At 60.0% G+C, this 16,587-nt stretch carries 16 protein-coding genes; 7 read left to right on the top strand and 9 right to left on the bottom strand.

The genetic code is table 11. The features are described 5' to 3' along the window. Window positions 1-369: 369 nt before the first annotated feature. The 7 genes from HFK74_RS14255 to HFK74_RS14225 all read left to right on the top strand — a co-directional run bounded on the left by HFK74_RS14255 (window position 370) and on the right by HFK74_RS14225 (window position 5,512). Window positions 370-786, top strand: a complete 417-nt coding sequence (locus tag HFK74_RS14255) for a hypothetical protein (RefSeq protein ID WP_180204046.1) — start codon at window positions 370-372, stop codon at window positions 784-786. A 173-nt stretch (window positions 787-959) separates the two neighbouring features. After that, window positions 960-1,592, top strand: a complete 633-nt coding sequence (locus HFK74_RS14250) for a TetR family transcriptional regulator (protein WP_180204045.1) — start codon at window positions 960-962, stop codon at window positions 1,590-1,592. Window positions 1,593-1,779: 187 nt separating this feature from the next. Beyond that, on the top strand, window positions 1,780-2,280 hold the full coding sequence (ureE, locus tag HFK74_RS14245) for an urease accessory protein UreE (RefSeq protein ID WP_180204044.1): 501 nt from the start codon (window positions 1,780-1,782) through the stop codon (window positions 2,278-2,280). After that, window positions 2,277-2,951, top strand: coding sequence for an urease accessory protein UreF (locus HFK74_RS14240; protein WP_180204043.1), 675 nt, complete (start codon window positions 2,277-2,279; stop codon window positions 2,949-2,951). Before ureE ends, HFK74_RS14240 begins: the two co-directional genes overlap by 4 nt. A 37-nt stretch (window positions 2,952-2,988) precedes the next feature. Next, a complete protein-coding gene (gene ureG / locus HFK74_RS14235) occupies window positions 2,989-3,603 on the top strand; it encodes an urease accessory protein UreG (protein ID WP_008058937.1) in 615 nt (204 codons plus the stop codon). Window positions 3,604-3,632: 29 nt separating this feature from the next. Continuing rightward, window positions 3,633-4,205 (top strand): HupE/UreJ family protein, encoded by a 573-nt coding sequence (locus HFK74_RS14230; protein ID WP_180204042.1) that lies wholly within the window; start codon window positions 3,633-3,635, stop codon window positions 4,203-4,205. Window positions 4,206-4,378: 173 nt separating this feature from the next. Beyond that, window positions 4,379-5,512 carry an AGE family epimerase/isomerase gene (locus tag HFK74_RS14225; protein WP_180204041.1) on the top strand — a complete coding sequence of 378 codons (1,134 nt, stop codon included), beginning with the start codon at window positions 4,379-4,381 and terminating at the stop codon, window positions 5,510-5,512. 13 nt (window positions 5,513-5,525) lie between these two features. Here the strand turns inward: HFK74_RS14225 and HFK74_RS14220 are convergent, their stop codons facing one another. The 9 genes from HFK74_RS14220 to HFK74_RS14180 all read right to left on the bottom strand — a co-directional run bounded on the left by HFK74_RS14220 (window position 5,526) and on the right by HFK74_RS14180 (window position 16,522). After that, window positions 5,526-6,431 (bottom strand): cation transporter, encoded by a 906-nt coding sequence (locus tag HFK74_RS14220; RefSeq protein ID WP_180204040.1) that lies wholly within the window; start codon window positions 6,429-6,431, stop codon window positions 5,526-5,528. A 128-nt stretch (window positions 6,432-6,559) separates the two neighbouring features. Continuing rightward, window positions 6,560-7,330 carry an SDR family oxidoreductase gene (locus HFK74_RS14215; protein WP_180204039.1) on the bottom strand — a complete coding sequence of 257 codons (771 nt, stop codon included), beginning with the start codon at window positions 7,328-7,330 and terminating at the stop codon, window positions 6,560-6,562. Window positions 7,331-8,052: 722 nt separating this feature from the next. Then, window positions 8,053-8,769: an ABC transporter ATP-binding protein gene (locus tag HFK74_RS14210; protein ID WP_008058947.1), complete on the bottom strand. Its 717-nt coding sequence runs from the start codon at window positions 8,767-8,769 to the stop codon at window positions 8,053-8,055. Further along, entirely contained in the window at window positions 8,766-9,638 is an 873-nt protein-coding gene (locus tag HFK74_RS14205; protein ID WP_180204038.1) for an ABC transporter ATP-binding protein, read from the bottom strand. The genes HFK74_RS14210 and HFK74_RS14205 overlap by 4 nt, the downstream gene beginning before the upstream one ends. Further along, window positions 9,635-10,918, bottom strand: a complete 1,284-nt coding sequence (gene livM / locus HFK74_RS14200) for a high-affinity branched-chain amino acid ABC transporter permease LivM (protein ID WP_180204037.1) — start codon at window positions 10,916-10,918, stop codon at window positions 9,635-9,637. Before livM ends, HFK74_RS14205 begins: the two co-directional genes overlap by 4 nt. Before the next feature lie 3 nt (window positions 10,919-10,921). Beyond that, window positions 10,922-11,836, bottom strand: coding sequence for a branched-chain amino acid ABC transporter permease LivH (locus tag HFK74_RS14195; RefSeq protein ID WP_180204036.1), 915 nt, complete (start codon window positions 11,834-11,836; stop codon window positions 10,922-10,924). A gap of 240 nt (window positions 11,837-12,076) precedes the next feature. Then, window positions 12,077-13,210, bottom strand: a complete 1,134-nt coding sequence (locus HFK74_RS14190; RefSeq protein ID WP_180204035.1) for a branched-chain amino acid ABC transporter substrate-binding protein — start codon at window positions 13,208-13,210, stop codon at window positions 12,077-12,079. A gap of 362 nt (window positions 13,211-13,572) precedes the next feature. Beyond that, window positions 13,573-14,856 (bottom strand): FAD-binding oxidoreductase, encoded by a 1,284-nt coding sequence (locus HFK74_RS14185; RefSeq protein WP_180204034.1) that lies wholly within the window; start codon window positions 14,854-14,856, stop codon window positions 13,573-13,575. A gap of 175 nt (window positions 14,857-15,031) precedes the next feature. Beyond that, complete coding sequence (locus tag HFK74_RS14180; RefSeq protein ID WP_180204033.1) at window positions 15,032-16,522, bottom strand: aldehyde dehydrogenase family protein; 1,491 nt, start codon at window positions 16,520-16,522, stop codon at window positions 15,032-15,034. Between the last annotated feature and the right edge of the window lie 65 nt (window positions 16,523-16,587).

Here is a 16,587-nt window from a genome sequence, read left to right as displayed (position 1 = left end):
AGCTCCTGATACGGCTGAGCGTCACGATCGCGATGCTCAGGAGAAACGCAGGGCCAGAACTGGCCCGTCATGGAATCTACGACTGGAAAATGGCCCGCAGGTTTAATCGAAATGCCGATTTAGCCGCCATTGACCGATTGAACGCGCGCCCTTCTCCCCTCCGGCGTTACCGGCCCCGCACTTTTGCGTGGCGCGGTTGAGTCGAAAATACCCACCTCGGTGCGCCGCAAAGGCCCGGTTTAGAAGGGCTGTAGAGAACAATCAATTCCGTTGATTATTAACATTGCGTTTATGAACTTTTATATCGACTTATCAAGAGTAGCATTGCCTTCGTACCCAATTTATCGCCCTCCTACGGAGCACCCCATCATGAAACGCCAACTTCTGCTTAGCCTTACACTTTCAATGTTGGCCAGCACTGCTTTTGCACTGCCGGCCGCTGACCAGGCCACCCCGCAAGTGAAAGACACTCACTCGGTGTTCAGCCAAACCGTTGCTGCTGATGGCTCCGACCGTACCCCAGGTCAAACCGTCGCTGCTGATGGCTCCGACCGTACCCCAGGTCAAACCATCGCCGCTGATGGCTCCGACCGCACTCCAGGTCAAACCGTCGCCGAAGGTGGTAACGATCGCCTGAAAGAAAAAGGCCTGATCACGGAAGACGGCTACGATCAGACTCCACAAGGTCAAACGGTTGCCGCTGACGGTTCCGACCGCACTCCTGGTCAAACCGTTGCCGAAGGCGGTGGTGACCGTGTCATCGAACGCAACAGCGCCATGAGCTAAGCCCATGGTGGCCGTGAAAAAAAGCCCAATCACCGGATTGGGCTTTTGATTTTCTGGTCATTACCTTTGTTAAAACTGAACCTCCCCGCCTGATCTCCCCCCCATGTCGTTCGACGCCGGCAAAGCCGATTTGCTAGAGTGCGCCGCAGTCCTTTTCAGAAAACGCCCTTGTAATGCTGCCCCGTGCCGAACAGAAACAACAAACCCGCAATGCCTTGATGGACGCGGCCCGCCATTTGATGGAGGGCGGCCGAGGATTTGGCAGCCTGAGCCTGCGCGAAGTTGCGAAAACCGCCGGAATCGTCCCCACCGGTTTCTACCGGCATTTCGCCGACATGGATGAACTCGGCCTGGTTTTGGTGAGCGAAGTGGGCCAAACCTTCCGGGAAACCATTCGCCTGGTGCGGCACAACGAGTTCGTCATGGGCGGCATCATCGACGCGTCCGTGCGGATATTTCTCGATGTGGTGTCGGCCAACCGTTCGCAATTCCTGTTTCTGGCCAGAGAGCAGTACGGCGGCTCGTTGCCAGTGCGCCTGGCCATTGGTCGCCTGCGCGAGAACATCAGTTCGGACCTGGCTGCCGACCTGTCCTTGATGCCGAAACTGCAACACCTGGACATGGCCGGCCTGAGCGTCATGGCGGACCTGATCGTCAAAAGCGTGTTCGCCACCCTGCCGGACATCATCGACCCACCCGTCGAAGCGCTACCCGAGCACTTGACCCCGCAAGCGAAGATCACCCAGCAGCTGCGGTTCATCTTTATCGGCCTCAAGCATTGGCAGGGGCTCGGCAGTACCGAATAAGCACCGCCAGGGCACACGCACCGGGCCTCAACTTGGTGCACAGGGAAAAACCTGCGCACCAATTTCAGCCAAAATCCTGCGCATCTAGAAACTTTTCCTACGCCTCCTACAGGTATTTCCTACGCATCCCCGGATTGGCAAGCCCCTTGCTCTAGCCTGAGCATTGTCCATTGCTGGAAGCTTTCCGATGCTGGTGATTCATCGCAGAATCGACCCTCAACCCGAGTGGGCCGCCGAACTGCACCTGACCTTTGAGGCCCGGAGCAAAAGCCGCTTGCGCTGTTTCAGTGCTGAGGGTGAGGACGTGGGGTTGTTTTTGGAGCGCGGTCAATCGCCCTTGTATGACGGCGAATGTCTGCAAGCCGAAGACGGTCGCGTCGTGCGCGTCTGTGCCCGTCCCGAGCAATTGCTGCACGTCACCTGCGCCAATGCTTTCGAATTGACTCGGGCCGCCTATCACCTGGGTAATCGCCATGTTGCCCTGCAAGTGGGCGACGGCTGGTTGCGCCTGCTCGACGACTACGTGCTCAAGGCCATGCTCGAACAACTCGGCGCGCAAGCCGAGCCCATCGAGGCGGCGTTTCAACCTGAACACGGCGCCTACGGCGGCGGCCATCACCATTCGCGCCACGGTGACGAAGACTTCAACTATCCGCCAAAACTGCACCAGTTCGGCGTGCGCCCATGAACCCTGCATGGGCTTTGCTGCGCCTGGCCAGTCCGCAATTGCCGATCGGCGGCTACAGCTATTCCCAAGGCCTGGAAATGGCGGTGGACAACGGCCGGGTGCACGATCCCGACAGCGCACGACGCTGGATCGGCGATCAATTGCTGCTCAATCTCGCCCGTTTCGAGGCGCCGCTGCTGCTCGCCCATTGCGTGGCCGCGGCCGAGGACAACTGGAGCGAACTGCTGCAGCGCTGCGAAGAACACCGTGCCAGCCGGGAAACCCGCGAACTGCATCAGGAAAGTCGGCAAATGGGTTACTCCTTGCAGCAGTTGCTCAACGGCCTGCCTGAACTCGATTCACCGGCCCGCGCCTTTCTCGCACAGCGACCCGAACCCCATTTGGCCCTGGGCTGGGCGTTGGCCGCTCGCGCCTGGCGGATCAGCCCGCAGGACGCACTGGCCGCCTGGCTCTGGAGCTGGCTGGAAAACCAACTGGCGGTATTGATGAAAACCCTGCCGCTGGGCCAGCAGGCCGCGCAGCGCTTGACCAGTGAACTGCTGCCGCTGTTGCAACAGGCCCAGCAGGACGCGACCCGAATCACCCCCGAACACTTTGGCAGCGCCGCGTTTGGCCTGTCCCTGGCGTGCATGGCCCACGAGCGCCAGTACAGCCGCCTGTTCCGTTCCTAGGGCCTGTTATTTTGGCCGCCCTTTTTTGGAGAACCACATGAACACACAACCTTTGCGCGTCGGCATCGGCGGCCCGGTCGGTTCCGGCAAAACCGCCCTGACCCTGGCGCTGTGCCTGGCCCTGCGCGAACGCTACAACCTGGCGGTGGTGACCAACGACATCTACACCCGCGAAGACGCTGATTTCCTGGTGCGCAACGAAGCGCTGGCGCCGGAACGCATCATCGGCGTGGAAACCGGCGGCTGCCCGCACACGGCGATCCGCGAAGACGCCTCGATCAACCTTGAGGCCGTGGATCAGTTGAACCGCCGTTTCCCGGGTCTGGACCTGATTCTGGTGGAGTCCGGTGGCGACAATCTCTCGGCCACCTTCAGCCCGGAGCTGTCCGACCTGACCATCTACGTGATCGACGTTTCCGCTGGCGACAAGCTGCCGCGCAAAGGCGGGCCGGGGATCTGCAAATCCGACCTGCTGGTGATCAATAAAATTGACCTGGCCCCCCTGGTGGGAGCCTCGCTGACGCTGATGGACAGCGACACCACGCGCATGCGCAACGGCAAGCCGTTCGTGTTCAGCAACCAGAAAACCGGCCAGGGCCTGGACGCGATCATCGCCTTCATCGAACGCCAGGGCCTGCTGACGGCAGCCTGATCATGACTTATCAACAAGGAAGCTACTCCATGACACTGAAACGCATTCTGGGCGCCATGACCCTGCTGTTGACACCCGCCATTGCGTTCGCCCACCCGGGGCACGGCGACAACGGCCTGCTCGCCGGGATCAGTCACCCGATTGGTGGCCTCGACCATTTGCTGGCAATGCTCGCGGTCGGCCTGTGGGCGGCCCAGCAGCAAGGAGCTGCTCGTTGGGCGCTGCCGTGCACTTTCGTTGGCACCATGCTGATCGGCGGGATGCTGGGCTTCGAAGGGCTGGAACTGCCGGCGCTTGAAAGTGGAATTGCTGCGTCGGTGCTTGCCCTGGGGCTGGCGGTAGCCTTGGCGGTGCGTCCACCGTTGAGCCTGGCAATGGGGGCAACGGCTCTGTTTGCGCTGTTCCATGGCGTAGCCCATGGCCTGGAATTGCCGGATATGTCCAGCCCTTGGGCGTATGCCGCAGGGTTTGTCGCGGCGACCGCAGCGCTGCATGCCGCTGGTTATGCGCTGGTGCGGGTGTTGCCGCAAGCTGCTGCGCCATTGGTTCGACTCGCGGGTGCGGCTTCGGCGGCGACCGGAGTCTGGTTGTTGGCGGGCTAGCTCTCTATCGACTGTGATGCCGTCATCGCGAGCAGGCTCGCTCCCACAGTGGAACTCTGTACGCAGGGCAAATGTGGGAGCGGGCTTGCTCGCGAAGGAGGCCTGAGAGACAACACACCTCTCAGGCCTGCTAACATGTCGCGCAATCAACCCTGCCGTGACGACGCCAGCCAATGCCGCCTGTTTCCCGCTCTGCCTCCCAGCCTGAATTGACCGCCCTGTTTGCCTCGGTGCAACAGCATTTCCAGGACGTGATCGTGCCGCTTTGGCAAGGTCGCGGCTGGAATGCCGAGATGGCGCTGCCCTATGAGGCGCTGGACGCCGAGCACAACCCGCTGTCCCCCCAACGCTACCGGGCGATGGCCTGCGCGCGGCAGCTGTATCTGTTTTCCAGCCTGATCGGCCAGGTGCCAGGCGCCCACGAGCGCGCGGCGGCGCTGTTCCGTTCCTTGCAGCGGCACTTCCACGATGCCGAGCACGGCGGCTGGTTCTACAGCATCGACCCGCAGGGCGCGCCGCTGGATCAGCGTAAAGACCTCTACACCCACGCCTTCATTCTGTTCGCCTGCGCCCACTACTGGGACAAAATCCGCGAACCGCTGGTGGAGTCGGTGCTCAACGCGGCCCTGGAAGTGATCGCGCAACGTTTCGCCAGCGGCGACGGCCTCTACGAAGCGGAACTTGCACGTGACTGGTCATCGTTGAACAGCGGACCGCTGCAGAATCCGCTGATGCACCTGGCTGAAGCCTTCCTCGCCACGCTGTCGGTGCGCGAGGACCTCGCTGTGCAGCAGGCGCTCGTGGACTTATGCACAGGGATGCAGAAGCGGTTTATCGATCCGCAACACGGCGTGTTGATGGAAAAACCGCTGGGCACTGTGGATAACTGGTTCGAGCCCGGGCATCAATTCGAGTGGTATTTCTTGCTGGAGTCATCCGATCTTCTTCGCGGTTCTCCATTGCATGCGTCGCTGGAGCGCGCCTTTGCCTTCACCGAACAACTGGGTGTCGATCCACAGACCGGTGCTGTGCGGGCCATGCTGGACCTGGGGCCGGACGGCGGTTCCCGGGACGCGACGCAGCGAATCTGGGCCCAGGCCGAGTACCTGCGCGCATTGACCCTGCGCCCGGGCAGCGAGGCTGCGGTGTTGCGTCAATTGCAGGCGTTGCAGCAGCGCTCGCTGCACGCGGGTGGCTGGTATGAATGCCGTGACGAGCACGGTGAAGTGAGTCGTCGGGACATGCCTTCGACTACGCCTTATCACCTGGCGACTTGTTATCGCGGGTTGGCTGAGTATCTTGGCTGACTGAACGGTCGCCTCAGGCAATCCACTTGCGATCCCCGGTAAAGCTGATGGTCAGCCATCTCGCCGCATCGGGCTTGCCGAGTTTCGCGGAAATTTCCTCTCGCAGTGCATCCAGTTGCACCACGCTGTGCAGCCGGTAATTGGTCGGCAACACGATGTGAATCTCGATGAAACACGCCCTTCCGTGTTTCTGAACGTAGGAAATGTAGTCGTCGAAACCATGCTCGATCTTGGCCTCCTCCATCACCTGGCGCACCTTGTCGTCCAGTTGATCCGGGACAATTCCCAGTACGTCGCGCAACGCCGGGCCGAGGATCTTGAACGCCGGCGGGAGCATGCCCAGGGCCAGCAGAATCAGAATCATCGGGTCGACATACAACGCCCATTTATCGTAGCCCTGGGTCTTGAGCAGCAGCGCGATGAGGAAACTCACCAACAGGCCGGCCGAGAGCATCGCGTCCACCAGCCAACTGATGTTGTCGAACTGGATCAGCGATGATTTGAGCGTGCGATTGCGATGGCGGACGTAAAAAAAATAAATAAGCTCGACGACGGTGAATACCGCCGCGTAGAAGATCACCAGGCCAAGCTCGACCTCGCGCCCGCCACTGATGATGCCGAACACGCCGTTGAGAAAGGCATAAATGGCCACCAGCAACAGGAAACTGCCTTCGATCACCAGCACCATGGGTTCGAGGTGCCAGGAGCCGAACTGGAAACGTTGATTGCTTTCCTTGGCGATCAGCCTGGCGGTGATCAGCATCAGGACCTTGATGAAGGCTGCAACCAGCGAGAAGAAGCCATCGAACAGGATGGATTGGGCACCCGAGACAAACCCGGTGATGATCCCGGCGAATGTCACCACCAGCATCAGGAAGGTCGATTGCTTGAGCAGCGCCTGCTCGCCTCGATTGCTCACATTCTCTCCTCGGGGGTTGTTGGGTGAGGAGTCTAGCTGATGTCCAGCGGTGTCCATTCCGGCCCCTTCGCGGGCAAGCGGAGCTCCTGTAGGAGCGAGGCTTGCCCGCGAACAGCCGTGACGCGGTCTTACGCCTTGCCCCCACTGCGATCAATCGCAAACCCGGCCCAGGTCTGGCTCACCGGCATCAGCTCAACACTGTTGATATTGATGTGTGCCGGAGCATTGAGCACCCAGAAAATAGTGTCGGCGATGTCCTGCGGCTGGATCGGGTCGGCACCGGCGTAGGTGGCGTTGTAGCGCTCCTGGTCACCGGCGAAACGCACCAGCGAGAACTCGCTTTCACACAGGCCCGGTTCGATATTGCTGACTCGCACGCCGGTGCCCTGAAGGTCGCAGCGCAGGTTCAGGGAGAACTGTTTGACGAACGCCTTGCTCGCGCCATACACATGACTGCCCGGGTAGGGGTAGTTGCCGGCAATCGAGCCAAGGTTGACGATGCCCGCGCCACGACCATGGGCGATCAAGCGCGGCAGCAGCAACCGGGTGCTGTACATCAGGCCCTTGATGTTGGTGTCGACCATGGTGTCCCAGTCGTCCAGGTCGCACTTGGGCGCCGGGTCGACACCCAGGGCCAGGCCAGCGTTGTTGATAAGTCCGCGCAGCTTGGCGAAGGATGGCGGCAGGTTGCCAATGGCTTCTTCCATGGCCTTGCGGTCACGCACATCGAGTACCAGGCCGTGCACCTCGGTCTGCTTCGACAGCTCGGCGCACAACGCGTTGAGGCGCTCTTCACGACGCCCCGTCAGCACCAGTTTCCAGCCGGCCTCGGCAAAACGACGGGCACAGGCTTCACCAAAACCGGAAGTCGCGCCGGTAATAAACAGGGTGTTGGACATGGTGTTCTCCTTGCTACGGCTGATCGGCAGCCATTGGAATAGAAAATCAGCAGGCAGCATGCCCGGCCTTGCGCACAGCGGCAACCGGCGCGCTATCTGTACAAAAAACGATCAAAACGTGCAACACCTTGCCGGCCGTGGCTTGCAGCCATATGCACGCACCTTATCCACAGCCCCATCCACACATTCCGGGGGCAAGTGGAAAAGCTGAAAGCCGCTATCCACAAGGCTTTGCGGGCCGATTTAAAACTTTTTTGCTTGACCCCCATCGGCCTGCTGTGTAACCCAGGGTCAATTTCCCGACCGCGCGGTCAAGCCTGCGATGGCGCCAAGCCAGTAACCACGGCCCTCAGCCGAGTCTTTCCAGAGTTTAATCACAGACTTATCCACAGGTTTGTGCACTGCGATTTGCCGCACTTTCCTTGCCAAGAAAAAGGTTGACAAAGCTGCCCTGGAGCCCCGGAAAAAACCCTGATCAAAAAACAACCATAGCGCTGCAAGCCACGGATTCAAAGGCTTTCAGCCAGCTACTCCCACGTTATTCACAGCCAGCTCCACAGCAAACGGGGACAAGTCAAAACTGTGGAAAAACAACTAATTGCGGCGGCTTTATGTCGCACTTTCGGAGCTCGACAATTTTGTTTTCCACAATTCCCCAATGACTGTGGAATGAAAAAAGCCCCGGCGATTACTCGTCGGGGCTTTGTCGTTCCAACAGCGAATCAGTGCCCGCCAAGATAAGCGTTACGCACATCCTCGTTGACCAGCAGTTCCTTGCCGGTACCGCTCATGCGAATCTCGCCGTTAACCATCACATAGGCCCGGTCCGACAGCCGCAGCGCGTGGTTGGCGTTCTGCTCGACCAGGAAAATGGTCATGCCGGTCTTGGCCAGTTCCCGCAGCGTGGCGAAGATTTGCTTGACCACGATGGGCGCCAGCCCAAGGCTCGGCTCATCGAGCAACAGCAGTTTCGGCCGGCTCATCAGGGCACGGGCGATGGCCAGCATCTGCTGCTCACCACCCGACATGGTCATCGCACGCTGGGTGCGCCGCTCTTCAAGCCGTGGGAACAGCTTGAACATGCGCTGCATGTCTTCCTTGGCGTACTTGTCGCCAATGGGGATGGTGCCCATCAGCAGGTTTTCCTCGACGGTCATGTCGGGGAACACCCGCCGTCCTTCCGGCGACTGTGCGATGCCGTTGGAGGCAATGTAGTGCGAAGATTTGTGGGTGATGTCCACGCCCTGATAAACGATCTGCCCGTCCGCCGCCCGCGGCTGACCGAAGATCGACATCAGCAGGGTCGACTTGCCGGCGCCATTGGAACCGATCAGGCTGACGGTTTCCCCTTCGTTGATGTGCAGCGAGACGTTCTTCAGGGCCTGGATCGGCCCGTAAAACACGTCCAGGTCCTTGAGTTCGAGGATGGGTTTGCTCATACCACTTCCTCTTCATCGGCGCCCAGGTAGGCGGCAATCACTTTCGGGTCGTTACGGATGTCATTGGGGCCGCCCTCGGCGATAACGACGCCGTGGTCCAGCACCACAATGTGGTCGGAAATACTCATTACCATGCCCATGTCGTGTTCGATCAGCACCACCGTCAGATCATGCTCGTCGCGCAGCAGCCGGATCATCGCGCTGAGCGCTTCGGTTTCCTGAGGGTTGAGGCCGGCGGCCGGTTCGTCGAGGCAGATGATCTGCGGACGGGTGCACATGGCCCGGGCGATTTCCAGTCGGCGTTGCTGGCCGTAGGACAGTTCACCGGCCAGGCGGTTGGCGCAGTCCACCAGGTCCACCACTTCCAGCCAGTAGAACGCGTGGTCCAGTGCATCGCTTTCCGCCTTGCGGTAACCCTTGGTGTTGAGGATGCCCGCCAGCATGTTGCGGTTGACCCACATGTGCTGGGCCACCAGCAGGTTTTCCAGCACCGACATCTCCTTGAACAGGCGAATGTTCTGGAAAGTCCGCGCCAGGCCGGCGCGGTTCACCAGATGGGTGCCGCCGAACATCTTGTAGCGCAGCCGGGTGATGAAGCTTTTGGGCGAGACGAAATCGGTCGGCTTGAACGATTCGCCCAGCAACTTGATGACGTTGGTCTGCTGGCCACGCACGTTGAGTTCGATCTTGCCGCCGGAGGCCTTGTAGAACCCGGTCAGGCAGTTGAACACCGTGGTCTTGCCGGCGCCGTTGGGGCCGATCAGGGCAAAGATCGAGTTGCGCTTGACCTTCAGGCTGACATCATTCAACGCCTTGATGCCGCCGAAGTGCATCATCAACTTCTCTACGGAGAGTACGACTTCGCTCATGGCGCTACTCCTTTACGCGGGGTCACACCGGTACGGCTGATTCGAATCAGGCCACGCGGTCGCCAAATCATCATCAATACCATCAGGATGCCGAACAGCAGCACGCGGTATTCGGCGAAACCGCGCAGCAGCTCCGGAGCGACGGTCAATACGAAAGCAGCAATCACCACACCGATGGTCGAACCCATACCGCCAAGGACCACGATGGCGAGGATCAGGGCCGATTCGAAGAAGGTGAACGAGGTCGGGTTGACGAAGCCCTGGTAGGTAGCGAAGAACACGCCTGCCAGACCGGCCGTCGATGCGCCGATGGTGAATGCCGAGAGCTTGACCAGCACGTGGTTCAGGCCCATGGAGCGGCAAGCAATTTCGTCTTCACGCAGGGCTTCCCAGGCACGACCGACGGGCATGCGGGTGAGGCGATGCTTGATGTACAACACGGCCAGTACCACCAGGAACAACACCGCGTAGATGAAGTAGTACTTCACGTCGGGGTTGTAGGCGATGCCGAAGAACTCGTGGAACGGCACACCTCCGTCCTTCGCGCGCTTGCCGAACTCCAGGCCGAAGAAGGTCGGCAGTGGCGCCGGCATGCCGTTCGGACCGCCGGTCAGGGACAGCCAGTTGTTGAGGATCAGCCGGATGATTTCACCAAAACCCAGGGTCACGATCGCCAGGTAGTCGCCGTGCAGGCGCAACACCGGGAAACCGAGGATGCAACCGGCCAGCCCGGCGGTGATCGCCGCCAGCGGCAGCACCGTCCAGAAACCCAGCCCCAGGTACTGGTAACCGAGCGCCAGGCCATAGGCACCGATGGCGTAGAACGCCACGTAACCCAGGTCGAGCAAGCCGGCCAGGCCCACTACGATGTTCAGCCCCAAGCCCAGCAGCACATAGATCAGCCCGAGGATGACCACGCCCAGCACATAGGAGTTGGAGAAAAACGGGAACACCACGGCGATGACGATCATCAACGGGATGATCCAGCGCAGGCGCGATTTGTAATCGGGCGCCAGTACGTGCACCCCGGAACCGGTGGTTTCAAAACCTTCGAGGATGCTCAAGCCCTTGGGGGTTTGCAGGAACATGCTCAGGGCAAAGCGACCGGCCATGACGATGGCGACAATCCACGCCACGCGACTGGTTTCCAGGTTGAAGCCGTAGCCATCGAGAACGACGCCGACAATCGGCCCGAACACGATCAGGGCGATGAGGCCGGCAAGAATCGCGTCAACCAGACTTTTTTTGATATCAATGGTTTTTTTAGTGGTTGAGGACATCGCTTACACCTTCGACACAAGAGGACGGCCGAGCAGGCCTTGGGGCCGAAAGACCAGAACGAGAACCAGCAGCGAGAAGCTGAAAACGTCTTTGTAGTCCGAGTTCACCAGGCCAGAGAACAGCGACTCGGAAATCCCGAGGATGATCCCGCCCAGCATGGCGCCCGGCAACGAGCCGATCCCGCCGAGCACCGCGGCGGTGAACGCCTTGATGCCGATGATGAAGCCGGCATAGAAGTCGAACGTGCCGTAGTTCATGGTGATCAGCACGCCGGCCAGGGCCGCCATCGCTGCACCGATGATGAACACATAGGAAATCACCCGGTCGGTGTTGATCCCCAGGATCGAAGCCATCTTGCGGTCTTGCTGGGTCGCACGGCACATGCGGCCGAGCTTGGTGTACTTGATGACGTAGGTCAGCAGGGCCATCCCGACGAACGCTGCAACCAGGATGAACACCTTGGTGTAGGTCAACTGCACGAAACCTGTGCCGATGTCGACGCGCCAGGCACCCGTCAACAAGGTTGGAACGCCTTGTTGCTTGGCGCCCTGGGCGATCTGCGCATAGTTTTGCAGGATCAGCGAGATACCGATGGCGCTGATCAGCGGTGCCAGTCGGGTGGAGTTACGCAGGGGTTTGTAGGCGACGCGCTCGATGACCCAGCCATACACCGCCGTGACGACGATGGTGAAGATCAGGGTGCCGAGCATCAGCAGAGGGAAGGATTCAATACCGAAGTATGCCAGCAGAGCCAGACTGATTGCCGCGAGGTAAGCGGAAATCATGTAAACCTCGCCGTGGGCGAAGTTGATCATGCCGATGATGCCATAGACCATTGTGTAGCCGATGGCGATCAGGCCATAGACCGACCCGAGGGTCAGGCCGTTGACCAGTTGCTGCAGGAAAATACCATCCATAACGCAATCTCACGCAATGAGAACCTGTCCACCTGCCGGTGCGGTTCTTCTAAGGAAAATACAGATATACGTCGGAGCAATGTCAGCCACGATTAGCCCGATCACCGCCGCCCCCTGTAGGAGCTAGCCTGCTCGCGATAGCGGTTGAACATTCAACTTATGTGTTGCCTGTCAGTCCGTCATCGCGAGCAGGCTCACTCCTACAAGGGAACGGTAGGGATCAGCCGATTGAGTCAGCCCTTACTTCTGTTTTTCCAGCTGGTGGTATTTGCCATCCTTGTCCCACTGGTAAACCACGTAGTCGGAGATTTTCAGGTCGCCCTTGCTGTCCCAGGTTTTCTCGCCCATGACAGTCTTGACCGGATTTTTCTTCAGCCACGCAGCCGCTTCTTCGCCCTTGTTGGATTTGGCGCCGTTGAAGGCAGCCGCCAGGGTCTGGACCGAAGCGTAGGCGTACAGGGTGTAGCCTTCAGGCTCGGTACCGGCCTTGCGGAATGCGTCTACCACGGTCTTACTGTCTGGCAGCAGGCGTGGGTCGGCGCCGAAGGTCATGTACACGCCGTCGGTGTATTGCGGACCGCCAGCGGTGGTCACCAGTTCGTCGGTCACGATGCCGTCGTCGGACATGAACTTGACGTCTTTGAGGCCTTGTTCACGCAGCTGGCGAACCAGAGGACCAGCTTCCGGGTGCAGGCCACCGAAGTAGACGACGTCGGCACCGGCACCGCGGATCTTGGTCACGATGGTGCTGAAGTCTTTTTCGCCACGGGTCAGGCCTTCATACAGCACAGGCGTTACGCCGCGCTTGACCAGCTGGGCCTTGGTGGCATCAGCCAGGCCTTGGCCGTAGGTGTCCTTGTCGTGCAGCACGACAACCTTCTTGCCCTTGAGCACGTCGACGATGTAGTCGCCGGCCACGATGCCTTGCTGGTCGTCACGACCGCACATGCGGAACATGGCGCTCAGGCCGCGTTCGGTCACCTGTGGGTTGGTGGAGCCTGGAGTGATGGCGATGATGCCCGCTTCGTCGTAGATCTCGGAAGCCGGGATGGTCGAGGAGGAGCAGAAGTGACCGACCACGCCGGCAACTTTCTGGTTGGTCAGGTCCTTGGCGACCGTTACAGCCTGTTTCGGTTCGCAGGCGTCATCGCCCTTGACCAGTACGATTTTTTCCCCGTTCACGCCGCCCGCTGCGTTGACCGCATCGGCTGCTGCCTGTGCACCCTTCATGTACTGCTCGCCAAATGCCGCGTTGGCACCCGTCATTGGACCCGCTACGCCGATCTTGATGTCAGCCTGAGCAAACGCAGAAACACCCAACGCAGCTGCCACTGCGAGGGCCAGAAAGCCTTTCTTGTAAAACGTCTGGGACATGAGGTGGTGCTCCATGGTTTTTTTAATTGGCACTGCGACTTCACTGATTGCTCAGAGCAAGGGCCGTGCCATCGGTTTTTTATTCTTAAAAAAGTCGCTGCTTTATTCTTATTTCGACTATCTCGGGCCCATTTTCATTGGGCGTGCAACCGTCTAAACCGCGGAAGGTAAAACCATTATTTTTTTGAGGCGCAACCCGCCTGCGCCATCATTGCAACCGCGGCACTAAACGACGTGCAACCAGCCTGTAACAACGTGCGTCACCGAAGTGCACACTGCTGGTGCGGGACTGCTACAACCCGCACCACTACAGGCTAGCTGCTGATCAAAAAAGCGCCGCTTTCAACAACAAAAATCAACATTCAGATCACGATCCGCAGGCACTGGCCTGCGTGATACAGCGAAAAACCGGCCTCGTATAAACAACTACGCAATCCCACCCCTGCCAGTGGCTGCATTGGAGCGAAGGGAATGGGTAGCGCTTGAGGATTTCCGTTACACAAATAATCGGCAAATGCCTTACCGACCACGGTCCCGGTGGTCACACCCCGACCGTTGTAGCCGGTCACTGCCACTATTCCGGGCGCCGGTTCGAACAGGCGCATCAAATGATCGGGGGTGAAGGCGATGCACCCGGTCCAGGTGCATTCCCATTCCACCGGCTTGAGGTAGGGGAAGTAATGCTGCTGCACCCGATCCGCCCAGGCCTTGAGGAACCAGGTCGGCTTCTGGTTGCCATTACCGAGACTGCCGAGCAGCAGACGCCCGTCCTTGTCCCGGCGAATACTGCTGAGTACCTGGCGGGTGTCCCAGGAACCCTGTCCACCGGGCAGGATTTGCCGGGCGGCGTCTTCGGTCAGCGGCACCGAGGCCACCTGATAGTAATAACCGGGGAAGAAATTGCGCCGCAGCTCGGTCCAGTCGCCTTCGGTGTAGGCATTGGAAGCGATCACCACTTGCTCGGCCAGGACCGAACCCTGCGCGGTTTGCACCGACCAGCGCTGTCCCTGGCGCTCGAGTCGGGTGACCGGGGAATGATCGAACAACTGACCACCCAGTCCGATGGCCGCCTTGGCCAAGCCCGTGGTGTAAGCCATCGGATTGAGCGTGCCAGCACGGCGATCGAGCAGTGCCGCGGCGATTTTCTTCGTGCCGGTCGCTTGCTCACAGGCTTGCCCGGTCAGCAGCTCGACGGGGGCGCCACGGCGCTTCCATTGCTCTTCACGACTGCGCAAGTCAGCTTCGCCACGGGCGTTGTGCGCCATGTGCAGCGTGCCTTCGCGGCGCAACTGGCAATCGATGTTGTACTTGTCCACAAGGCTGAACACCAAGGACGGTGCGGCGCCGAGCATCCGGTTGAGCTGGCTGCCCACCCCCTCGCCAAACCCGGCTTCGATCTCGTCCGGGGGAATCCACATGCCGGCATTGACCAGCCCGACGTTGCGCCCCGAACCGCCGTGACCGGCGCGATGGGCTTCCAGCACACACACCGTCTTGCCCTGCTCCAGCAGATGCACCGCCGCCGACAGCCCGGTGAAACCGGCGCCAATGACGCAGACATTGACTTTCACCTCACCCTTGAGCGCCGAGTTGTCGGGCCTTTGCGGCGTCAGTTTTTCCCACAGACACTCTTCGCGTAACGGCATTGCCAGACTCCAATCAGAAACCTAACAAACACATTCATTCAATGTGGTCATCTATGTGGCGAGGGGATTTATCCCCGCTGGGCTGCGAAGCGGCCCCAAATAATGGGACTGCTGCGCAGTCCAACGGGGATAAATCCCCTCGCCACAGAAGTTCGCTCCTACAGGGGATTAACCATCAGTCAAACGTAATACCTTGGGCCAACGGCAACTCCAGCGAATAGTTCACGGTATTGGTCTGACGACGCATGTACCCACGCCATGCATCAGAACCGGACTCACGACCACCGCCCGTTTCTTTCTCACCCCCAAACGCCCCACCGATTTCCGCACCGCTCGGGCCGATGTTGACGTTGGCGATGCCGCAGTCACTGCCCACCGCCGACATGAATTGCTCGGCTTCACGCACGTCGGTGGTGAAGATGCACGACGACAGGCCTTGCGGCACGGCGTTGTTCAAACGCAGGGCTTCGTTGAAATCGTTGTAGCCAACCACGTACAGGATCGGCGCGAAGGTTTCATGGCAGACCACATCGCTCTGCTCCGGCATTTCGACGATGGCCGGCGAAACGTAGTAGGCATTGGGGAATTTGTCTTCCAGCTGACGCTTGCCACCGAACACCTTGCCGCCTTCACTCAGGGCCTGTTCCAGGGCGTCCTGCATGTTGTCGAAGCTTTGCTTGTCGATCAGCGGGCCGATCAGGTTGCCTTCCAGCGGATGGCCGATGCGCACTTTGGAGTAGGCAGCCTTGAGGCGGGTGACGATTTCTTCCTTCACCGACTCATGGGCGATCAGGCGGCGTAGCGTGGTGCAGCGTTGGCCGGCAGTACCGACGGCGCTGAACAGGATCGCGCGAACGGCCATGTCCAGATCGGCACTTGGGCCAAGGATCATCGCGTTGTTACCGCCCAGCTCGAGAATGCTGCGGGCGAAGCGCGCGGCGATTTTCGGCGCCACTTCACGGCCCATGCGGGTGCTGCCGGTAGCGCTGACCAGCGCGACACGCGGGTCATCGACCAGGGCTTCCCCAGCATCGCGACCGCCAATGACCACCTGGCTCAGGTGCGGTGGTGCATCGCTGAAGTTTTTCAGCACGCGATCGAACAGTGCCTGGCAGGCCAGTGCGGTCAGTGGCGTTTTTTCCGACGGTTTCCAGATCACCGGATTGCCGCAAACCAGCGCCAGCGTTGTGTTCCAGGCCCAGACCGCCACCGGGAAGTTGAAGGCGCTGATCACGCCGACGATGCCCAGCGGGTGCCAGGTTTCGCGCATGTGGTGGCCAGGGCGCTCGGAGGCGATGGTCAAGCCGTACAGTTGACGGGACAGGCCGACGGCGAAGTCGCAGATGTCGATCATTTCCTGAACTTCACCCAGGCCTTCCTGGGTGATCTTGCCCGCTTCCCAGGACACCAGTTCGCCGAGATCGGCCTTGTATTCGCGCAGGATGTCACCCAGTTGCCGTACCAGCTCGCCGCGACGCGGGGCCGGAACCTTGCGCCACAGTTCGAATGCATGATCTGCACGACTGATGTGCTGCTCGACTTCAGCGGCACCTTCCCAGTTGACGGTGGCAATCGTGCTGCCATCGATCGGCGAATGCACCGGCACTTTGCCGTTCTGGTACAGGGCCGGGTTCACACCAAGACGATCAAGCAATGCGGCAACCATGGGTCACTCCTCAAGCAAAAAACGGAACGTGTGCAGCCGCCGAATCACGACTGATCAGACCTGTA

This window comes from Pseudomonas sp. SbOxS1 (genome assembly GCF_013416725.1).
In the GTDB taxonomy this organism is placed as follows: domain Bacteria; phylum Pseudomonadota; class Gammaproteobacteria; order Pseudomonadales; family Pseudomonadaceae; genus Aquipseudomonas.
Note: the sequence above shows the minus strand (reverse complement) of the source record. Positions and strands in the feature narration are given on the sequence as shown.